Annotated in this window: 16 protein-coding genes, 1 rRNA gene and 1 pseudogene; 13 read left to right on the top strand and 5 right to left on the bottom strand. The window is 73.5% G+C overall.

Annotated features, from left to right (window positions below; translation table 11 throughout):
• The 3 genes and pseudogenes from rrf to AB0I06_RS33185 form a co-directional block, all read left to right on the top strand.
• Window positions 1-91 (top strand): 5S ribosomal RNA (gene rrf / locus AB0I06_RS33195); the annotation flags it as partial.
• Window positions 92-215: 124 nt separating this feature from the next.
• Window positions 216-1,256, top strand: a pseudogene (locus AB0I06_RS33190) (hypothetical protein); the annotation flags it as partial.
• Between the two features lie 267 nt (window positions 1,257-1,523).
• Entirely contained in the window at window positions 1,524-2,309 is a 786-nt protein-coding gene (locus tag AB0I06_RS33185) for a tetratricopeptide repeat protein (RefSeq protein WP_363122582.1), read from the top strand.
• Window positions 2,310-2,371: 62 nt separating this feature from the next.
• On the opposite strand, the gene AB0I06_RS33180 is transcribed toward AB0I06_RS33185, so the two are convergent.
• Window positions 2,372-3,664: a DUF1015 domain-containing protein gene (locus AB0I06_RS33180; RefSeq protein ID WP_363122579.1), complete on the bottom strand. Its 1,293-nt coding sequence runs from the start codon at window positions 3,662-3,664 to the stop codon at window positions 2,372-2,374.
• 72 nt (window positions 3,665-3,736) lie between these two features.
• Between AB0I06_RS33180 and AB0I06_RS33175 the strand changes: the two genes are divergently transcribed.
• From AB0I06_RS33175 to AB0I06_RS33160, 4 genes are all read left to right on the top strand, one after another.
• Window positions 3,737-4,768, top strand: a complete 1,032-nt coding sequence (locus tag AB0I06_RS33175; RefSeq protein ID WP_363122578.1) for an HAD hydrolase-like protein — start codon at window positions 3,737-3,739, stop codon at window positions 4,766-4,768.
• An 84-nt stretch (window positions 4,769-4,852) separates the two neighbouring features.
• A complete protein-coding gene (locus tag AB0I06_RS33170; protein WP_363122577.1) occupies window positions 4,853-5,896 on the top strand; it encodes an iron chelate uptake ABC transporter family permease subunit in 1,044 nt (347 codons plus the stop codon).
• Window positions 5,897-5,931: 35 nt separating this feature from the next.
• Window positions 5,932-6,969, top strand: coding sequence for an iron chelate uptake ABC transporter family permease subunit (locus AB0I06_RS33165; RefSeq protein WP_363122581.1), 1,038 nt, complete (start codon window positions 5,932-5,934; stop codon window positions 6,967-6,969).
• Window positions 6,966-7,880, top strand: coding sequence for an ABC transporter ATP-binding protein (locus AB0I06_RS33160; RefSeq protein ID WP_363122576.1), 915 nt, complete (start codon window positions 6,966-6,968; stop codon window positions 7,878-7,880). Before AB0I06_RS33165 ends, AB0I06_RS33160 begins: the two co-directional genes overlap by 4 nt.
• Here AB0I06_RS33160 and AB0I06_RS33155 read toward each other — a convergent pair.
• Window positions 7,864-8,211, bottom strand: coding sequence for a sterol-binding protein (locus AB0I06_RS33155; RefSeq protein ID WP_363122575.1), 348 nt, complete (start codon window positions 8,209-8,211; stop codon window positions 7,864-7,866). The genes AB0I06_RS33160 and AB0I06_RS33155 overlap by 17 nt on opposite strands.
• Before the next feature lie 42 nt (window positions 8,212-8,253).
• Between AB0I06_RS33155 and AB0I06_RS33150 the strand changes: the two genes are divergently transcribed.
• From AB0I06_RS33150 to AB0I06_RS33130, 5 genes are all read left to right on the top strand, one after another.
• Complete coding sequence (locus tag AB0I06_RS33150) at window positions 8,254-8,529, top strand: hypothetical protein (protein ID WP_363122574.1); 276 nt, start codon at window positions 8,254-8,256, stop codon at window positions 8,527-8,529.
• A 7-nt stretch (window positions 8,530-8,536) separates the two neighbouring features.
• On the top strand, window positions 8,537-9,352 hold the full coding sequence (locus AB0I06_RS33145) for a TlyA family RNA methyltransferase (RefSeq protein WP_363122573.1): 816 nt from the start codon (window positions 8,537-8,539) through the stop codon (window positions 9,350-9,352).
• Window positions 9,349-10,254, top strand: a complete 906-nt coding sequence (locus AB0I06_RS33140; RefSeq protein ID WP_363122572.1) for an NAD kinase — start codon at window positions 9,349-9,351, stop codon at window positions 10,252-10,254. Before AB0I06_RS33145 ends, AB0I06_RS33140 begins: the two co-directional genes overlap by 4 nt.
• Window positions 10,255-10,373: 119 nt before the next feature.
• The gene (gene recN / locus AB0I06_RS33135; protein ID WP_363122571.1) at window positions 10,374-12,092 is read left to right on the top strand and encodes a DNA repair protein RecN; all 1,719 of its coding nucleotides are present in this window, start codon (window positions 10,374-10,376) and stop codon (window positions 12,090-12,092) included.
• A gap of 233 nt (window positions 12,093-12,325) precedes the next feature.
• Complete coding sequence (locus AB0I06_RS33130; RefSeq protein WP_363122570.1) at window positions 12,326-13,468, top strand: glycosyltransferase family 4 protein; 1,143 nt, start codon at window positions 12,326-12,328, stop codon at window positions 13,466-13,468.
• Between the two features lie 6 nt (window positions 13,469-13,474).
• On the opposite strand, the gene AB0I06_RS33125 is transcribed toward AB0I06_RS33130, so the two are convergent.
• Window positions 13,475-15,121: a PucR family transcriptional regulator ligand-binding domain-containing protein gene (locus tag AB0I06_RS33125; RefSeq protein WP_363122569.1), complete on the bottom strand. Its 1,647-nt coding sequence runs from the start codon at window positions 15,119-15,121 to the stop codon at window positions 13,475-13,477.
• Between the two features lie 105 nt (window positions 15,122-15,226).
• Between AB0I06_RS33125 and AB0I06_RS33120 the strand changes: the two genes are divergently transcribed.
• A complete protein-coding gene (locus AB0I06_RS33120) occupies window positions 15,227-16,183 on the top strand; it encodes an LLM class F420-dependent oxidoreductase (RefSeq protein ID WP_363122568.1) in 957 nt (318 codons plus the stop codon).
• Between the two features lie 114 nt (window positions 16,184-16,297).
• Here AB0I06_RS33120 and solA read toward each other — a convergent pair whose 3' ends face one another.
• The gene (solA, locus tag AB0I06_RS33115) at window positions 16,298-17,434 is read right to left on the bottom strand and encodes an N-methyl-L-tryptophan oxidase (protein WP_363122567.1); all 1,137 of its coding nucleotides are present in this window, start codon (window positions 17,432-17,434) and stop codon (window positions 16,298-16,300) included.
• Between the two features lie 107 nt (window positions 17,435-17,541).
• Window positions 17,542-18,600: a tartrate dehydrogenase gene (locus AB0I06_RS33110; protein ID WP_363122566.1), complete on the bottom strand. Its 1,059-nt coding sequence runs from the start codon at window positions 18,598-18,600 to the stop codon at window positions 17,542-17,544.
• Window positions 18,601-18,648: the final 48 nt, after the last annotated feature.

Here is an 18,648-nt window from a genome sequence, read left to right as displayed (position 1 = left end):
GCCCGGTTACATTCCGAACCCGGAAGCTAAGCCTTACAGCGCCGATGGTACTGCAGGGGGGACCCTGTGGGAGAGTAGGACGCCGCCGAACAATCTTTGGAAGGACCCCTGGTCCCAGCGTTCAGCTGGGACCAGGGGTCCTTTTTGTTTTTGCAGTGCGCGCCGGGTACCCGGCTGCGCGAGAATGACTTGCGGTACCGAAGACAGGAGTCACCATGTCCACCAACTCTCCCGAGGACCGACCGGAGCGCGACCAGCGGCGACGGGAGGGGGACCGGAGCGACCGGAACGACCGCGGCGGTCAGCGCGGAGATCGCGGGGACCGTGGAGGCTTCCGCCGCGACAACGACCGTGGCGGCAACGACCGTGGCAGTTTTGGGCGTCGTGAAGGCGACCGCGGTGACCGTGGTGGCTTCCGTCGTGACGACAGCCGTGACAACCGTGGTGGTGGCTTCGGTCGGCGGGACGACCGTGACCGTGGACCCCGTAGGGACGATCGTGATCGCGGTGGGTTCCGTCGGGACGACAGCCGTGGTGAGCGCCCGCCGTTCCGGCGTGACGATCGGGACAACCGCGGGGAGCGCCCCGCCTTCCGGCGCGATGACCGGGACAACCGCGGCGGCGAGCGCGGCGGCGAGCGCGGCGGCTTCCGTCGTGACGACAGCCGTGACAACCGTGGTGGTGGCTTCGGTCGGCGGGACGACCGTGACCGTGGACCCCGTAGGGACGATCGTGATCGCGGTGGGTTCCGTCGGGACGACAGCCGTGGTGAGCGCCCGCCGTTCCGGCGTGACGATCGGGACAACCGCGGGGAGCGCCCCGCCTTCCGGCGTGACGATCGGGACAACCGCGGGGAGCGCCCCGCCTTCCGCCGTGACGATCGGGACAACCGGGGCGAGCGTCCCGCCTTCCGGCGTGACGATCGCCGGGACGACCGGCGTGACGACCGGCGTGGCGAACGGCATGAGGGCGACCGCGGTGGGTTCCCCCGTCGCGACGACCGGGACCGTGGCGGCTTCCGCCGTGACGACAACCGCGACCGTGGATTCCGTGGCGACGACCGAGGCCGCGACGGTGACCGGGGTGGCTTCCGGCGTGACGACCGTGGTGGTTTCCGGGGCCGCGATGACCGACGCGACGACCGTCGGGATGATCGCCGCGGAGACGACCGCCGCGGAGACGACCGCGGGGAGCGCGGCGGCTTCCGGCGTGACGACGCCGGCCGAGGCGGGCGTCCCGCTTTCCGGCGTGAGGACGGGCCCCGCAGCGACCGCGGCGAATTCCGCCGCGACGACAACCGGGGCGACCGCGGCGACCGTGGTGGCTTCCGCGGCCGGGACGACCGCCGTGACGACCGCAGTGCGCGTGGCCCCCGGCGTGACGACCGGGGTGACCGTGGCTACCGGCGCGACGGCGACCGGCGTGACGGCGACCGCGGTGGCTTCCGCGGCCGGGACGACCGCCGTGGTGGCGAGGGCCGGTTCCGTGAGGAGCGTGAGCGGGACAGGGAGCCGATCAAGCGGCTGCCGATCCCCGAGGACGTCACGGGCGACGAGATCGACAAGGACGTGCGGCAGGAGTTGCAGAGCCTGCCCAAGACGCTCGCGGAAGACGTCGCCAGGAACCTGGTGATGGTCGCGCGGCTCCTCGACGAGGACCCCGAGGGCGCGTACGGCTACTCCAGGGTCGCGCTGCGGCTGGCGTCGCGCGTCGCCGCCGTACGGGAGGCCGCCGGGTTCGCCGCGTACGCCACCCAGAAGTACGGCGAGGCGCTGGCCGAGTTCCGGGCCGCCAAGCGGATGACCGGGAACATCGACCTGTGGCCCGTCATGGCCGACTGCGAGCGTGGGCTCGGGCGCCCGGAGAAGGCCCTGGACATGGCCGGCGCTCCCGAGGTCAACAAGCTCGACAAGGCCGGGCAGGTCGAGATGCGTCTCGTCGTGGCCGGTGCGCGGCGGGACATGGGGCAGCTCGACGCGGCCATCGTGACGCTGCAGAGCCCGGAGCTGGCCGCGAACTCGGTCCAGCCGTGGACCGCGCGACTGCGGTACGCGTACGCCGACGCGCTGCTCGCGGCCGGGCGGGAGACCGAGGCGCGCGAGTGGTTCGCCAAGGCCGTCGAGGCCGACCGCGACGGCAGCACCGACGCTTCGGACCGGCTCGCCGAGCTGGACGGCGTGGAGTTCGTCGACGCCCTGGTCGAGGACGAGACCGAGGACGAGGCTGAGGCCGACGAGGTTCCGGCCGCGCCGCACGCGGACCAGGACGACGACGGGGACACGGTCGAGAGCGAGCACGACAAGGACTGACGTCCGCGCAAAGGGGGCGGGTCCCGAGGCCATGAGGCCTCGGGACCCGCCCCTTTCCGCTGTCAGAGGTCCAGCGCGCGAAGCACCAGGCCCGTCGCCGGTTTCGGGCCGAACGAGGTCGACTTGCGGGGCATCGTCACGCCCTGGCGGGCCAGTTCGCGGACGACCTCCTCGCGGACCGGGTGCATCAGCACGGCCGTGCCGCCGTCGCGTTCGGCCTTCTCGACCGTGGCGGCCGTGTCGTGGATGTAGGCGATGTGGGCGGGGGAGTCCTCGGGGATGTGCCAGACGTGTTCGAGGAGCGTGGCGTGCAGGACCGTCGCGTCCAGGGTGCGCCAGGCGGCGGGGCGGTCGGCCGGGATGGTGCGGGCCAGCAGGTCCGGATCCGGGCGGTCGGCGAGGTGGAAGGCGCCGTCGCCGGCCAGCAGGAACGCGTTGCCGGCGCAGGCCGCGTCCGCCAGGGTCTCCAGGGCCTCGGCCAGCGGGACGTCGAGGCGGCGCACGCGGAAGTGGCCCTCCAGGGCGGCCACGGCGTCGCCGACCGGCAGATCGTGCAGGAGGCGGTGGATGGCGCGGACCCGGAGGGGATAGCGGGCCGTGTCGACCAGCAGGACCAGGCCGTGGTCCCAGGGGCTGGGCGAGGGGTGCTCCGTGCGGAGGCGGCGGTAGGTCGCCCAGCGGTGGTGGCCGTCGGCGATGAGGGCCTGGTGCCGGCCGAGGTCGCGCTGGATCGTCGCCAGGTCGTCGGGGTCGGTGACCGACCACAGGCGGTGGCGGAAGCCGTCCTCCGTGGTGGTGGCGAGGAGCGGGGGCCGGTCGGCGGTGCGCTCGATCAGGTCCGCCGTGGCGGTCGTCGAACCGTCGCCCCGGTAGGTGAGGAGGAGGGGTTCGAGGTTCGCGGAGGTGGCGCGCATGAGGGCCGCGCGGTCGGCGACGATGTGCGGCATGACGTCCTCGTGCGGCAGCACCACCTGCTCGGCGGGGTCCGACACGCGCAGGGCGCCGATGACGCCCCGTTGCAGCATGCCGCTGCCGTCCTGCTGTTCGTAGACGTAGAGGCCCGGTTCCGGGTCGGTCGTCAGGACGCCTTCGGACAGCCAGCGGCGCAGGGTGTCGGCGGCGCGTTCATTGCGGGCGCTGGGCGTGGCGGCCTGGGGGAGGATCAGGCGGACGATGTTGTGCGGGTCCGCCGATTCGAGGTGGTGCAGGCCGTCGGGGCGCACCACGACGTCGTAGGGCGGAGATGTGACGGCGGCAAGGCTGCCGACCCGGTCGGGGTCGTAACGAAGGCCTCGGAACGGGGTGAGTTCCAGGCCTCGGTGCGTCGTTGCCTCCGAGTGACCTGCTGTCTTCATCAGGGCATCGTACGGCTGTCGGTGGCATGGGGGATGATCGGGGGAAAGCCGTCGAACGAGGAGCGATGCGGGATGAGCCGGAGCGTCAGGACAAGGCCCGAGGCCAGTGGGCAGGCCCTGAGCGAGGCGTACGACACGGCGCTGCTCGATCTGGACGGCGTCGTGTACGCGGGCGGGAGCGCGATCGCGCACGCGGTCGAGTCGCTGGCCACGGCCCGGGAGGGCGGCATGCGCCTGGCGTACGTGACGAACAACGCGCTGCGGACCCCGGACACCGTAGCCGGGCATCTGACGGAGCTCGGCATACCCACGGGCGCGGACGATGTCATCACCTCGGCGCAGGCGGTCGCGCGGCTGATCAGTGAGCAGGTGCCGCGCGGCGCCCGGGTGCTGGTGATCGGCGGTGAGGGGCTGCGCGTCGCGTTGCGCGAGCGGGGGCTCGTGCCCGTGGAGTCGGCCGACGACGATCCGGCGGCGGTGGTGCAGGGGTTCGGCGGGCCCGACCTGCCGTGGGGCCGGTTCGCCGAGGCCTCCTACGCGGTGGCGCGGGGCGTGCCGTGGTTCGCCTCCAACACCGATCTGACGATTCCCAGCGGTCGCGGCATCGCTCCGGGCAACGGGGCCGCGGTGGAGGTCGTGCGGATCGCCACGGGCGCCGAGCCGCAGGTCGCGGGCAAGCCGTTGCCTCCGATGCACCGGGAGACCATCCTGCGCACCGGCGCGCAGCGACCGCTGGTGGTGGGGGACCGGCTGGACACGGACATCGAGGGCGCGTTCAACGGCGAGGTGGACTCGCTGCTCGTCCTGACGGGTGTCACGGACGGCGCGCAGTTGCTGGCGGCGCCGCCGCAGCACCGGCCGACGTATGTGGACGCCGATCTGCGCGGGATGCTCCGCGGCCAGCCGGAGGTCGCCGAGGTGAGCGAGGGTGGCTTCCGGTGCGGTGGCTGGACGGCGAAGGCCGGTGCGGACCGGCTGGAGCTGGACGGGGAGGGCGAGGCCGTGGACGGGCTGCGCGCGCTGTGCGCCGTGGCGTGGACGACCGCCGGTGAGGGTGTGTGCGAGCTGGACGGGGGGAAGGCGCTGGCACGACTGGGTGTCTGAGCATTTGGTGGGGGTGTCGGGGGCGCGGTGGGCACCCGGGACGCCGGATCTCGGGCGTATGCGAGGGTAGGCTAACCTAACCACGTGTTGGTCGAGAGTCCCCCCGAACAGCGCGCGGAGACCGCCCCCGCGCCCTCAACCCGACGGACGGTACGAGCCATTGGGCTGCTCCTGTCCGTCGCGATCCTGGTGCTCGTCGCGCTGGCGAGTATCGCGATCGGTGCGAAAGAGCTGTCCCTCGGGCAGGTCTGGCACGGCCTGTTCGAGGACGCGGAGACCTACGGGGACGTCGTCGTCGCGGAGCGGCTGTCGCGGACCGTGCTCGGACTGCTCGCCGGTGCCGCCCTCGGCCTGTCCGGGGCGGTCCTGCAGGCCCTCACCCGCAATCCGCTGGCCGACCCCGGACTGCTCGGCATCAACGCGGGCGCGTCCGCCGCGGTCGTCACGGCCATCACGTACTTCGGGGTCACCTCGCTCAGCGGCTACGTCTGGTTCGCGTTCTTCGGCGCGGCGGCGGTCGGGGCGCTGGTCTGGTTCCTCGGCGGCAGCCGGGGTGCGACGCCGGTGCGCCTCGCGCTCGCCGGCACGGCGATCAGCGCCGCGCTGTACGGCTACCTCCAGGCCGTGATGATCATGGACGAGGCCGCGCTCGGCAAGATGCGGTTCTGGACGGTCGGTTCGCTGGCCTCGGCCACGAACTCGACCATCACGCAGGTCCTGCCGTTCCTGCTGACCGGCACGGTCCTGGCCCTCGCCCTGGCCCGGCCGCTGAACGCCATGGCCATGGGCGACGACACCGCCAAGGCCCTCGGCGCCGACCTCAACCGCACGCGGGCGCTGTCCATGCTGGCCGCGACCGTGCTGTGCGGTGCGGCGACCGCCGCCTGCGGTCCGATCGTGTTCGTCGGGCTGATGGTGCCGCACGTCGTGCGGTCCTTCACCGGGCCCGACCTGCGCTGGATCCTGCCGTACGCGGCGATCCTGTCGCCCGTGCTGCTGCTCGGCGCCGATGTGCTCGGGCGGATCGTGGCGCGGCCCTCGGAGCTTCAGGTGGGCATCGTCACCGCGGTCCTCGGCGGACCGGTGTTCATCTTTCTCGTACGGCGGCGGAGGACGGCACAGCTGTGAAGACCACCCACCGCGCGACGACCACCGGCCGTGGCGTGCGGACCGGCAGCCGTACCGTGCGAAGCGGCCGGCTGTCGATACGCCTGGACCTGCGGGCCGTCACCGTCGTGCTCCTGCTGCTGGCGGCGGCGCTCGCGGCGAGTGTCGTACTCATCGGCACCGGCGACTTTCCGATCCCGGCCGCCGACGTGCTGCGGACGCTGGTCGGTCAGGGCAACCCGGGCCAGGAGTTCATCGTCACCGAGCTGCGGCTGCCACGGGTCCTGGTCGGTCTGCTGGTCGGCGCCTCCCTCGGACTCGGCGGCGCGTTGTTCCAGGCCATCTCCCGCAATCCGCTGGGCAGTCCGGACGTGCTCGGTCTCGGGCAGGGCGCCACGGCCGGCGCGCTCGTCGTGATCGTGCTGACCTCCGGGAGCGCCAACCAGGTGGCCGCCGGGGCGCTGGTGGGCGGCCTGGTGACCGGCCTCGCCATCTACGTGCTCGCCTGGAAGCGGGGGGTGCACGGCTACCGGCTGGTCCTGGTGGGCATCGGCGTCTCCGCGATCGTCACGGGCCTCAACGGCTATCTGCTCACCAAATCCGACATCGTGGACGCGGCCCGCGCGGTCGTGTGGATGACCGGCTCCCTCGACGGCCGGGACTGGGACCAGGTGTGGCCGCTGCTCGCGCTGACCGCCGTGCTGGTGCCGCTCGTCCTCGTCAACGCGCGGGGGCTGCGGATGATGGAGATGGGCGACGACGTCTCGTACGCCCTCGGTGTGCGGGTCGAGCGCGTCCGGCTACTGCTGATGGTGGCGGCCGTGCTGCTCACCGCGTCCGCCACCGCCGCGGCCGGTCCCGTGAGCTTCGTCGCGCTCACCGCGCCGCAGCTGGCCCGGCGCCTGACCCGTGCGCCGGGGCCGAACCTGCTCGCCTCGCTGTGCATGGGCGCGGCCCTGCTGGTCGTCGCCGACTGGGCCTCCCAGCGCGCCTTCGGTGCCGAGCAACTGCCCGTGGGCGTGGTCACCGGCGTGCTCGGCGGGGTCTACCTGCTGTGGCTGCTGGTCAGCGAGCGCAGGGCGGGCCGGATATGAGGGCGGGCACGAGCGCCGAGCACAGCACCACCAGCGGACTGAACAACCCAAGGAGCCCCGTGAACCGCCTGTCCGCCGAGAACGTCACCCTCGCCTACGACCAGCGGGTCATCGCCGAGCAGCTGTCGGTGGAGATACCCGACCGGTCGTTCACGGTGATCGTCGGCCCCAACGCCTGCGGCAAGTCGACGCTGCTGCGGGCGCTGTCGCGGATGCTCAAGCCGAGCCAGGGCCGGGTCCTGCTGGACGGGAACGTCATCCAGTCGATGCCGGCGAAGAAGGTCGCGCGGACCCTCGGCCTGCTGCCCCAGTCCTCGGTCGCGCCCGACGGCATCACGGTCGCCGACCTCGTCGGCCGCGGCCGCTACCCGCACCAGGGCATCCTGCGCCAGTGGTCCACGGAGGACGAGCGGGTCGTCCAGGAGTCCATGCGGCAGACCGGCGTCGCCGAACTCGCCGACCGCTACGTCGACGAGCTCTCGGGCGGCCAGCGCCAGCGCGTGTGGATCGCCATGGCCCTCGCCCAGCAGACCCCGCTGCTGCTGCTCGACGAGCCGACGACCTATCTGGACATCCAGCACCAGATCGACGTCCTGGACCTGTGCGCCGAGCTGCACGAGGAGCAGGGGCGCACCCTCGTGGCCGTGCTGCACGACCTGAACCACGCCGCCCGCTACGCCACCCACCTCATCGCCCTGCGCGAGGGGCGGGTCATCGCCGAGGGCGCACCGAAGGACATCGTCACGGCGGAACTGGTCGAGGAGGTCTTCGGGCTGCGCTGCCAGGTCATCGACGACCCGGAGACGGGCACACCGCTGGTCGTGCCGGCGGCCCGCACGTCCCGCGCCGCGCACGCGGTCGGCAAGACCGCGGCTACGGTCGGGAAGACCGCGGCTACAGAAGCTTCCTGAGCCGGAGCAGGTCCCGCACGCCCGCGTGCAGCCTCACCCGGCCCGAGCCCCAGGCCTTGGCGAAGTGCAGCTCGCCGCCGACCAGCGCGACCAGGTCGTCGCCGGTCATGGCGAGTCTGATCTCGGCCGTGCCGGGCGGCGGGCCGGGCACGGTGTCGTGCACCTCGATCCGCCCGCCGCGCATCCGGCCGGTGAAGGTGACGTCCAGGTCCGTGATGTGGCAGCTCACCGAGCGGTCCAGGGCGGCCGCCTCGCGGACGTCCCCTCCGGCGCGCTGCATGGTGTCCGAGAGCTTGTCGAGTGCGCTGCGGCACTCCTCGATCGTGGCCATCGCGGTCGACGGTACCGCAGCGGTTCGCGGTAGCGTCGGGGCATGGACGACGCAGTTCCCGAGATCCCGCCGGCGGCGGAGGAAGAGCCCGCGTACGACCCCGCCGCCCCCGCCCCCCTGAACGTGCCCCGCACCCCCACCGGTGACGCCGGTGTGGACGCGGCGCTGCACCGGCTCGGTGACGCGGACCACCTCGCCACCGACGGGCACATCGAGGTGTACGAGGATGTACACCGGGGGTTGCGCGACGCGCTGACCGCGCTCGACGTACGCCCGGGACCTCCGGCGCCCCCGCGGCCGTACGAGCACAGGAGCTGAACCGAACGTGGCAGGAGTCGCACGCCGCCGTCTGGACGCGGAGCTGGTCCGCCGGAAGCTCGCGCGGTCGCGCGAGCACGCCGGGCAGCTGATCGCCGCCGGGCGCGTCTCCGTCGGCAAGACCGTCGCGACCAAACCCGCCACGCAGGTGGAGACGGCGGCGGCCATCGTGGTGGCCCAGGACGACAACGATCCCGACTACGTCTCGCGCGGCGGTCACAAGCTCGCCGGAGCGCTCGCGGTGTTCGGGCCGCAGGGGCTGTCGGTCGAGGGGCGCAGGGCGCTCGACGCGGGCGCCTCCACCGGCGGTTTCACCGACGTCCTGCTGCGGGCGGGCGCCGCCCATGTCGTCGCCGTGGACGTCGGATACGGCCAACTCGCCTGGTCTCTCCAGCAGGATGAACGCGTCACCGTCAAGGACCGTACGAACGTACGCGAGTTGACGCTTGAAGCGATCGATGGGGAGCCTGTGGATCTTGTCGTGGGGGATCTGTCCTTCATCCCGCTCGGGCTGGTCCTGCCCGCCTTGGTGCGGTGCGTGAGGCCGGACGCCGACCTGGTGATGATGGTCAAGCCGCAGTTCGAGGTGGGCAAGGAGCGCCTCGGCAGCGGGGGAGTGGTGCGCAGCACCCAGCTGCGGGCCGAAGCGGTACGGGGGGTGGCCGAGAAGGCCTGGGGGCTGGGGCTCGGGGTGAAGGGCGTGACGGCCAGTCCGCTGCCCGGGCCGTCGGGGAATGTCGAATACTTCTTGTGGCTGCGGGCCGGGGCACCGGAACTGGACCCGGCCGACGTTGACCGTGCAGTGGCGGAGGGGCCGCGTTGACCGAGAACCGAGCTCGTACTGTTTTCCTGCTCGCCCACACCGGGCGGCCCGCGGCCGTGCGCAGTGCCGAGCTCGTCGTGAAGGGGCTGCTGCGCTCCGGCCTCGGGGTGCGCGTCCTGGAGGCCGAGGCGCGCGATCTGCCGCTTCCGGCTGAGGTGGAGCTGGTCAGGGAGGCCACTCCGCAGTGCCTGGACGGGTGCGAGCTGCTCATCGTCCTGGGCGGCGACGGCACGCTGCTGCGCGGCGCCGAGTTCGCCCGGGCGTCGGGCGTGCCGATGCTCGGCGTCAACCTCGGGCGGGTCGGCTTCCTCGCGGAGGCCGAGCGGGACGACCTCGACAAGGTCGTCGACCGGGTGGTGAGCAAGGCGTACGAGGTCGAGGAGCGGATGACCGTCGACGTCGTCGTGCACCGCAACGGGGACATCGTGCACACCGACTGGGCGCTGAACGAGGCGGCCGTGCAGAAGGTGTCCGCCGAGCGGATGCTGGAGGTCGTCCTGGAGATCGACGGGCGGCCGGTGACGGGGTTCGGCTGCGACGGGATCGTGTGCGCGACGCCCACCGGGTCGACGGCGTACGCCTTCTCGGCGGGCGGGCCGGTGGTGTGGCCGGAGGTGGAGGCGCTGCTGATGGTGCCGATCTCCGCGCACGCGCTGTTCGCCAAGCCGCTGGTGACCTCGCCGGATTCGGTGCTGGCCGTGGAGGTGCTGCCGCACATTCCGCCGGGTGTGCTGTGGTGCGACGGGCGGCGGACGGTGGAGTTGCCGCCGGGTGCGCGGGTGGAGGTGCGCCGGGGGGCTGTGCCGGTTCGGCTGGCCCGGCTGCATCACGCTTCGTTCACCGACCGGCTGGTGGCGAAGTTCGCGCTGCCCGTCTCCGGGTGGCGGGGGGCTCCTCACTAGCGGGCTGTGGGGGGTGGCCCCTGAGAAAAACAGGGCTCCGCCACTCTCGTGGGTGACAAGGGCAGGCCAGTCGCAATCCCTGGCCCGGACCTCGTAAGGTCGTGTCCGTGTTGGAGGAGATGCGGATACGGTCCCTGGGCGTGATCGACGACGCCGTGGTCGAGCTGTCGCCCGGGTTCACCGCGGTCACCGGTGAGACGGGTGCGGGCAAGACCATGGTGGTCACCAGCCTGGGGTTGCTGCTGGGCGGGCGGGCCGACCCGGCGCTCGTGCGGATCGGGGCCGGCAAGGCGGTCGTCGAGGGGCGCATCACCGTGCCCCGTGACGCCACGGCCGCGGTGCGTGCCGAGGAGGCCGGGGCCGAGCTCGACGACGGGGCCCTGCTGATCAGCCGTACCGTTTCCGCCGAGGGGCGCTCACGGGCGCACCTGGGCGGGCGCAGCGTGCCCGTGGGCGTGCTGGCCGAGCTCGCCGACGAGCTGGTGGCCGTGCACGGGCAGACGGACCAGCAGGGGCTGCTCAAGCTGTCCCGGCAGCGGCAGGCGCTCGACCGGTACGCGGGTGACGCGGTCGCCGGGCCGCTGGCCAAGTACGGCGAGGCGTACAAGCGGCTGCGGGCCGTCTCGGCCGAGCTCGACGAGATCACCACCCGGGCGCGCGAGCGGGCCCAGGAGGCCGACCTGCTGCGCTTTGGACTCGACGAGATCGCGGCCGTCGAACCCCGCGCCGGTGAGGACGTGGAGCTGGCCGAGGAGGCCGAGCGGCTCGGGCACGCCGAGGCGCTGGCGTCCGCCGCCGCGGCCGCGCACGCCGCCCTCGCGGGCAACCCCGAGGACCCGGAGGGCGTCGACGCCGGAACCCTCGTCGCGGGCGCCCAGCGGGCCCTGGACGCCGTACGGACGCACGATCCGGCACTGGCCGCGCTCGCCGACCGCATCGGGGAGATCGGGATCCTGCTGCGCGACGCGGCCGGGGACCTGGCCGGGTACGCCGACGACCTGGACGCCGATCCGCTGCGGCTGTCGGCCGTCGAGGAGCGGCGGGCCGCGCTCACCGGGCTGACCCGGAAGTACGGCGAGGACATCGCCGCCGTGCTGGCCTGGGCCGAGCAGAGTGCCGCCCGGCTCACCGAACTCGACGGTGACGACGAGCGGATCGGGGAGCTGACCGCCGAACGGGACGCGCTGCGGGCCGAACTGGGCGGGCTCGCCCAGGCCTTGACGGACGCCCGGACGGAGGCCGCCGAACGGTTCGCGGCCGCCGTGACCGCCGAGCTCGCCTCGCTCGCCATGCCGCACGCGCGGGTGTCCTTCGACATCCGGCAGACGGACGACCCCGACGGCGTCGAGGTCGGCGGGCGTCCGGTGGCCTACGGTCCCGCGGGCGCCGACGAGGTCGAGCTGCTGCTGGCCCCGCATCCGGGCGCGCCGCCCCGGCCCATCGCCAAGGGCGCCTCCGGCGGTGAGCTGTCGCGGGTGATGCTGGCCGTGGAGGTCGTGTTCGCCGGGACGGATCCGGTGCCGACGTACCTCTTCGACGAGGTCGACGCCGGGGTCGGCGGCAAGGCCGCGGTCGAGATCGGCCGGCGGCTCGCGCGGCTGGCGAAGAACGCGCAGGTCGTGGTGGTGACGCACCTGCCGCAGGTGGCCGCCTTCGCCGACCGGCAGCTGCTGGTGGAGAAGACCAGCGACGGGTCCGTGACCCGCTCCGGGGTCAAGGTCCTCGAAGGCGAGGACCGGGTCCGTGAGCTGTCGCGCATGCTCGCCGGCCAGGAGGACTCCGAGACGGCGCGGGCACACGCGGAGGAGCTGCTGGCGACGGCCCGGGCGGACGGCTAGCTGTTCTGTCCGGGGCGGCGCACCGGCCGGGGTGTCGGCAGAGGCCGGGCCGGCCGCCCAAGTTCACTCGTGTGGGTGACGCTGGCGGAGCGTGTCACCCCGGTGCCGCGCCCCGCCGTCGCGTCGCGGGGGTCGCGGCGTTCCCGGAACCCCCGCAGGGCCTGGCATCCTTGGCGGAGTACGCGGGCGAGACCGCGTCGTGACCGTCCGACCCGACCCAGGAGCCCGGCCACGTGACCCCCGTGAGCAGCCACTCACCGCATGGCCAGTCGCCGCTGCGTACCGTGCAGGTGCTGGGCGGAGGCAATGCCACCAGCAGCGCGCATGTGCGCTCGCTGGCCGCGGGGCTCGTCGCACGGGGCGTGAAAGTGACGGTGTGCGCCCCCTACGAGGCCGATCGCTCCTATGACTTCACCGGTGCCGGGGCGGACCACGTGCACATTCCGCGCAGCAGCGACCCGGTGTCGGTGGCGGCCCTGAGGGCGGCCTGCGCCAACGCCGATCTGGTGCACGCACACGGGCTGCACGCCTCCTTCCGCACCGTGCTCGCCCTCGGCGGACGGCGCGTGCGCACCCCCCTGGTCGTGACGTGGCACGACCGGGCACACGCCGACGGTGCGCGGGCCCACATGCTGCGGGTGCTGGAGCGCAGGGTCGTGAAGGCGTCCACCGTGGTGCTGGGCACCACCTCGGCGCTCGTGGACCGGGCCCGGCTCACGGGGGCGCGGGACGCCCGGCTCGCGGCCGTCGCGCTGCCCGGCCGCCGCAGGCCCCCGGAGCCCGACGACCCGGACCGGCTGCGGCCCAAGGTGCGCGCCGAGCTCGGCGCCATCGGCAGGCCGTTGCTGATGGCCGTCGGCTCCCTGGACCGGCACCGCGGCTACGACGTGCTGCTGGACGCCGCGCGCGTGTGGCGCCGGCTCGACCCCGTGCCCCTGGTCGTGATCGCCGGGGAAGGCCCGCTGCGTGGTGAGCTCCAGGGACGGATCGAGGAGGAGGGGCTGCCCGTCCGGCTCCTCGGGCGGCGCGACGACATCACCGATCTGCTCGCCGCCGCCGACCTCGCCCTGCTGCCGAGTCGCTGGGAGGCCCGCTCGGTGCTCGCCCAGGAGGCCCTCCACGCGCGCGTGCCGCTGGTCGCTACCCGGGTCGGCGGCATCCCCGAACTGGTCGGGGACGCGGCCGAACTCGTCCCGTACGGGGACGCGAAGGCCCTCGCCGACGCCGTCGTGGGACTGCTCGGCGACCAGGAGCGCCGCGACCTGCTGGCGGCCAAGGGCGCCCGGCAGGCCGCCACCTGGCCGACCGAGGACGAGACGGTCGCCCAAGTGCTCAGCGTGTACGACGAGTTGACCCAGCCCCGGCCCCTGCCGTAGCGGTCCCTACGGGACGTGTCGGCGGGCCCGCAAAGCCAGGCTCAGGGCCAGGACCGTCTGCGGGTCGTCGAGGTCCGTGCCCAGCAACTCCCCGATGCGGGCCAGGCGGTTGTACAGGGTCTGCCGGTTCAGGTGCAGCTCCCGGGCCGTCTCCGCCTTGCGTCCCGCGTGGGCGAGGTACGTCGTCAGCGTGGGCAGCAGCGGCGGCCGGGAACGGCGGTCGTGCGCGAGGAGCGGGCCGAGGGCACGGTCGACGAAGGCCGCCAGATCCGGATGGTCGCGCAGCCGCCACAGCAGCAGGTCGATGTCGAGCCGGCGGGCGTCGTACCAGGGCCGGTCCGGCAGCCCCTGGGCCGCCGTGGCCGTCTCGGCCGCGTGCCGCAGGCCCGAGGCCACCGCCGTCCAGCCCCCGGCCGTCCCGACGACCACCACCGGGGGCTGCCCGCCCGGCCGCGGCATACCGGCCCGGCTCGCACCCGCCCGCAGGGCCGCCGCGACCCGGTCCGCGACCGACTCCCGGTCCGTCTCCTCCCGCAGGCCGAGCAGCACCAGCACCCGGCCCTCCACCGGCCGCACCCCCAGCAGCACCGGCACCCCCACCGACGCCAGCTCCTCCGAGATCGCCCGGGCCGGCACGGCCCAGCCTCCCCCGTCCGGGGACAGGACGTCCCCGAGCCGCATGACCACCGGCAGCAGCGGCCCCCCGCCCGGCCGGAAGCCCAGCACGCGTGCCTGCGCCGGGGCGTCCTCGGCCTCGATCCGCCCCTCGGCGAGGTCGGTGAGGAAGTCACCGCGCCCACGCGCGGCCAGTTCCTCCTCCTGGCGGGCCTGCATCAGCACCACGGCCAGGATGCCCGCGGCCCGCTCGGTCGCCATCCGGTGCACCGCGGCCGGAGGGGTCCGCACCGGCAGCACCACCAGCCGGGCCCGCACGCCCCCGCTGCCCGGCCCACCGCCCGGCACGTCCACCAGGACCGACCCCGCGAGCGGCGGCTCCTCCTGGCGCTGGCCCCGCAGCCCCTCCCACACCTGGAGCGGGTCCGTGCCCTCGGGACCGGCTCCGGCCGCGTACAGCAGCTGCCCGTCGGCCGTCTCCAGGAACACGGGATTGCCGGCGAAGTCCGCCAGAATGCCCAGGACCTGCGGCACCCCGCCACCGCCCAGCACGGCCTGTGTACACCGCCGGTGCACCTCCTCGGCCCGCTGGAGCAGGGCGTAGTGGCCGTTGACGATCTCGGTGTGGACCTCCTCGGTGACCGTGACGAACGCCACCTCGCGGTGCAGCTGGACCAGGGGCAGTCCGGCCGTACGGGCCGTGTCGACGAGGGCCGCGGGCAGCCGGGTGAAGCGCGGGCCCAGCTCCACGACCAGGGCCGCGATACCGCGCTCGGCCAGGGTGCGCACGAAGGCCCGCTGCTCGGCGGGGCGGGTGCCGAGACCGTAGCCGGTGGTCAGCAGGAGTTCGCCGCCCTTGAGCAGTGAGGCGATGTGCGGCACCTCTCCGGCGTGCACCCAGCGCACGGTCCGCCCGAGCCGCTCGGCGCCCGCCAGCACCTCGGGCAGCCCGCTGCGCAGCCCCGGCAGCTCCAGCGCCCGCCGCACGGTGATCCCGGCGCCCGGGGTGTCGTAACCGCTGTCCGTCCCGCTGTCCATGTGCCGGACGCTACCCGCGCGGACGCCTGACGGACATCTCCGGGCGGGACAACGGGCCGATCACGCACCGGAATACCCGGTGACCGACCGGGTACGGGCGCCCTTATGGACATGAGCGTGGTCGCGGTGGGTCGGGAGGACGACACTCCGGTCGAGGAGCCGATGCGGGTCGCGGTGCTCGCCGACCGGCTCGGGTACCGGGAGGTGTGGGCGGGCGAGGGACCGACGTGGGACTCGTTCGTGCTGGCGGCGGCGATCGGGGCGGCCACCGAGCGGGTCGCGCTGACCGCCGGGCCGGTGCCGGTGTCGGTGCGCGACCCGCTCACCATCGTCAGGGGCGCCGCCTCCGCGGCTGCCGTCACCGGCCGGTCCGTCGGCGTGGCCCTGGGCACGTCGAGCAAGCGGGTCGTCGAGGGCGTGCACGGCCGGCCGCGCACCCGGCCCGCCGCGGCCCTCGCGGAGTCGGCGGCGGCCGTGCGGGCGCTGATGCACAGCGTGCCCGGCGAGCCGATCGTGCCCGGCAGCTCCTTCCCGCGCCGGCTGCCGCCGCCCGGCGGCCCGGTCACCGTCGCCGCGTTCGGAGAGCGGGCCGTCGCCGCGGCCGTCGCCCACGCGGACCGGATGCTGCTCGACCTCGTCTCGCCCGAGCAGGTGCGCATGCTGCGGGCCCGGATGCTCACCGCCGCCGAGAAGGCGGGCCGAACGCCGCCACGGCTGGCCGCCTGGCTGCCCGCCGCCGTCGACCCCGGGCCGGAGTCGCTCCGGCAGGTGCTGCGCAGCGTCGTCGGCTACCTCGCCGTGCCGGGCTACTGCGACATGTTCATCGACGCCGGATTCGCCGAGGTCGTCGAGCTGGCCGCCAAGGGCGCCGACGCGGACACCCTGCTCCAGGCGCTGCCGCCCGAGGCCGCGGGCACGGTCGCCCTCGTCGGCGACACGGACACCGTCCGCGCCCGCATCGCCGCCTATGCCGAGGCCGGACTCGACGAGATAGCCCTGGTCCCGGCCACCGCAGGCGACCCCGCGGGGGAGCGCACGCTCACGGCCCTCAGGCCCGGCTGACGCACCCCGCCCCACATCAGCGTGCGGGCCCCAGCTGCGCACGCCGTCGGCGAGCCGCTTGCCGGCGTCCGGGGCTGCCTTGACGGTCGTAGCGGTAGCCGCGGAACTCCCGGGTCAGGTGGCGTCGACTCGTGCCGGAGCGAGGAAGTCGACGGGGTGGTCGGTGGTGCCGTCGAGCGCCAGGTCGGCGGCGATCTCTCCCATGGCGGGCGAGAGCTTGAAGCCGCTGCCGGAGAATCCGGCCATGACGATGATGTCGTCCTCGCCGGGCAGCCGGCCGACGAGCGGGTTTCCGGACTTGGTGTAGCCCTCCATGTAGGCCGACATCCTGATGGGGTCGGGGTTCAGGTCGGGCATGAGTTCACCGATGAGCTCGCGGAAGATGCCGAGTTCCTCGGGGCGGACGGTACGGTCGAGCCGTTCGGGCTCGGGCACCGGCGCATGGTATTTGAAGGACAGACCCAGCTTGACGGAGATGCCGTCGGGCGACGGGATTCCGAAGCAGTCGTGAGGTGTGGCGCGCACGAAGGGAGGGGCACCGCCCGCGAACCAGTCGTGGCGGGTGGGCAGGTGCCAGGAGCAGACCACCCGGCGGACGTCGACGGTCTGCGGCAGGTCCGCGAGCAGTGTGTTGATCCAGGGGCCCACACTCACCACGGCGGCGTCCACGTGGTCCGTGCCGTGGTCGGTGACGACGTTCACCCCGCCACCGGCCGCGGGGACGACCTCCCGCACCGGGGTGTAGCGGCGCAGCCGGGCACCCAGCTGCTCGGCACGCGCGGCGGCGGCCTGGATCGACGCCTCCGGCCGGATGACGGCGCCCAACCGGTCGAGTACGGCGGTGTGCCCGTCCGGGAGCCGGTGCTGGGGGTAGCGGCGGGCGAGTTCCTCCCGGTCCAGTACCTCGTGATCCAGCCCCTGGGCGGCGCTGGTGGAGAGGAGGAGTCGCATGGACGGTGAGGCGGTCTCTCCCATCACCAGGCTGCCGCTGCGGCGTCGCAGCGACCGGCCCGTCTCCGCCTGGAGCTGCTCCCACAGCTCGTCCGCGAGCCGCAGCAGCGGGATGTACCCGGGTTCGCCGAGGTGGGCGGCGCGGAAGATGCGGCTCTCGCCCCCGGCCGCGCCGCGGTCGTGACCCGGCGCGTACCGGTCGTAGCCGATGACCTCGGCTCCCCGGGCGGCCAGTCGCCACATGGCCTGGCTGCCCATGCTGCCGGCGCCGATCACGGCGACGCGCTTCGGGATGCTCATGAGGTCGCTCCTCTCTTCCGGTTGTGTCCCGCTGGGTGGCGTTCACGATCAGCTCGGGAAAGATGCAGGTCAATCACCTGTGTCGCCTCGACGCAGGGGGAGATGACTCAGAGCAGTTCGATCAGCTGGTCGGTGAACTCGGCGGTGGTCGCCGTTCCGCCCAGGTCACGGGTGCGGATGTCGGTCTTGGCCAGGATCGAGGCGATCGCGTCCGTGACGTCCTTGGCCGCGGCGGGATGGCCGAGGTGGTCGAGCATCATGGCCGCTGACCAGATCGCGCCCAGCGGGTTGGCGATGCCCTTGCCGGCGATGTCGGGTGCGGAGCCGTGCACCGGCTCGAACATCGAGGGGAAGTCCCGCTCGGGGTTGAGGTTGGCCGCCGGAGCGATGCCGATGGATCCGGCGACGGCCGCCGCGAGGTCGCTGAGGATGTCGCCGAAGAGGTTGGAGGCGACGACGACGTCGAAACGGGCCGGCTCGAGGACGAACTTGGCCGCGAGCGCGTCGATGTGCTCCTGGTCCCAGGCGACCTGCGGGAACGAGGCGGCCCGCTCGGTGACGAGCTGGTCCCAGAACGGCATGGTGTGCACGATGCCGTTCGACTTGGTCGCGGAGGTCAGGCGGCCGCCGCGCCGGGAGGCGAGCGTGAAGGCGTAGTCCAGCACGCGTGAGACGCCGGCCCGGGTGAACACGGCCTCCTGCACGGCGATCTCGTCGGGGAAGCCCCTGTTGAGCCGGCCGCCGACCTCGCTGTACTCGCCTTCCGTGTTCTCGCGCACGACGACGACATCGACCTCGCCCGGCCGCGCGCCGCGCACCGGACTGTCGATGCCTTCGAAGACACGGATGGGCCGGAGGTTGACGTACTGGCGGAATTCGCGCCGGATCGGGATCAGCAGCCCCCACAGCGAGACGTGGTCGGGCACCCCCGGGTATCCCACCGCGCCCAGCAGGATCGCGTCCTTGTCGCGCAGCTGGTCGATTCCGTCGGCGGGCATCATGGCGCCCTCCCGCAGGTACCGTTCGCACGACCAGTCGTACGACGTGTAGGACAGGCCGAAACCGTGGCGGCGGCCGACGACATCGAGCACCTGCTGTGCCGGAGGCAGTACCTCGGCGCCGATGCCGTCGCCCGGGATCAGGGCAATGCGGTGGTTCTTCGTCATGCGGACGATTGCAGCAGGGCGGTCCGCAGGGCGTCCAAGACGGAAAGC

It is taken from the genome of Streptomyces sp. NPDC050674, assembly GCF_040654575.1.
Lineage (GTDB): Bacteria > Actinomycetota > Actinomycetes > Streptomycetales > Streptomycetaceae > Streptomyces.
The sequence above is the reverse complement of the archived record's forward strand: the minus strand, read 5'-3'. Positions and strand labels throughout refer to the sequence as shown.

Bases quoted from the DNA above. Each gene is read 5' to 3' on its own strand.
- AB0I06_RS33155 (WP_363122575.1), bottom strand. From the start codon at position 8,211: ATGGCCACGATCGAGGAGTGCCGCAGCGCACTCGACAAGCTCTCGGAC.
- AB0I06_RS33180 (WP_363122579.1), bottom strand. From the start codon at position 3,664: ATGAAGACAGCAGGTCACTCGGAGGCAACGACGCACCGAGGCCTGGAA.
- AB0I06_RS33125 (WP_363122569.1), bottom strand. From the start codon at position 15,121: ATGGACAGCGGGACGGACAGCGGTTACGACACCCCGGGCGCCGGGATC.
- AB0I06_RS33120 (WP_363122568.1), top strand. From the start codon at position 15,227: ATGGACATGAGCGTGGTCGCGGTGGGTCGGGAGGACGACACTCCGGTC.
- recN (WP_363122571.1), top strand. From the start codon at position 10,374: ATGCGGATACGGTCCCTGGGCGTGATCGACGACGCCGTGGTCGAGCTG.
- AB0I06_RS33150 (WP_363122574.1), top strand. From the start codon at position 8,254: ATGGACGACGCAGTTCCCGAGATCCCGCCGGCGGCGGAGGAAGAGCCC.
- AB0I06_RS33160 (WP_363122576.1), top strand. From the start codon at position 6,966: ATGAGGGCGGGCACGAGCGCCGAGCACAGCACCACCAGCGGACTGAAC.
- AB0I06_RS33110 (WP_363122566.1), bottom strand. From the start codon at position 18,600: ATGACGAAGAACCACCGCATTGCCCTGATCCCGGGCGACGGCATCGGC.
- AB0I06_RS33175 (WP_363122578.1), top strand. From the start codon at position 3,737: ATGAGCCGGAGCGTCAGGACAAGGCCCGAGGCCAGTGGGCAGGCCCTG.
- solA (WP_363122567.1), bottom strand. From the start codon at position 17,434: ATGAGCATCCCGAAGCGCGTCGCCGTGATCGGCGCCGGCAGCATGGGC.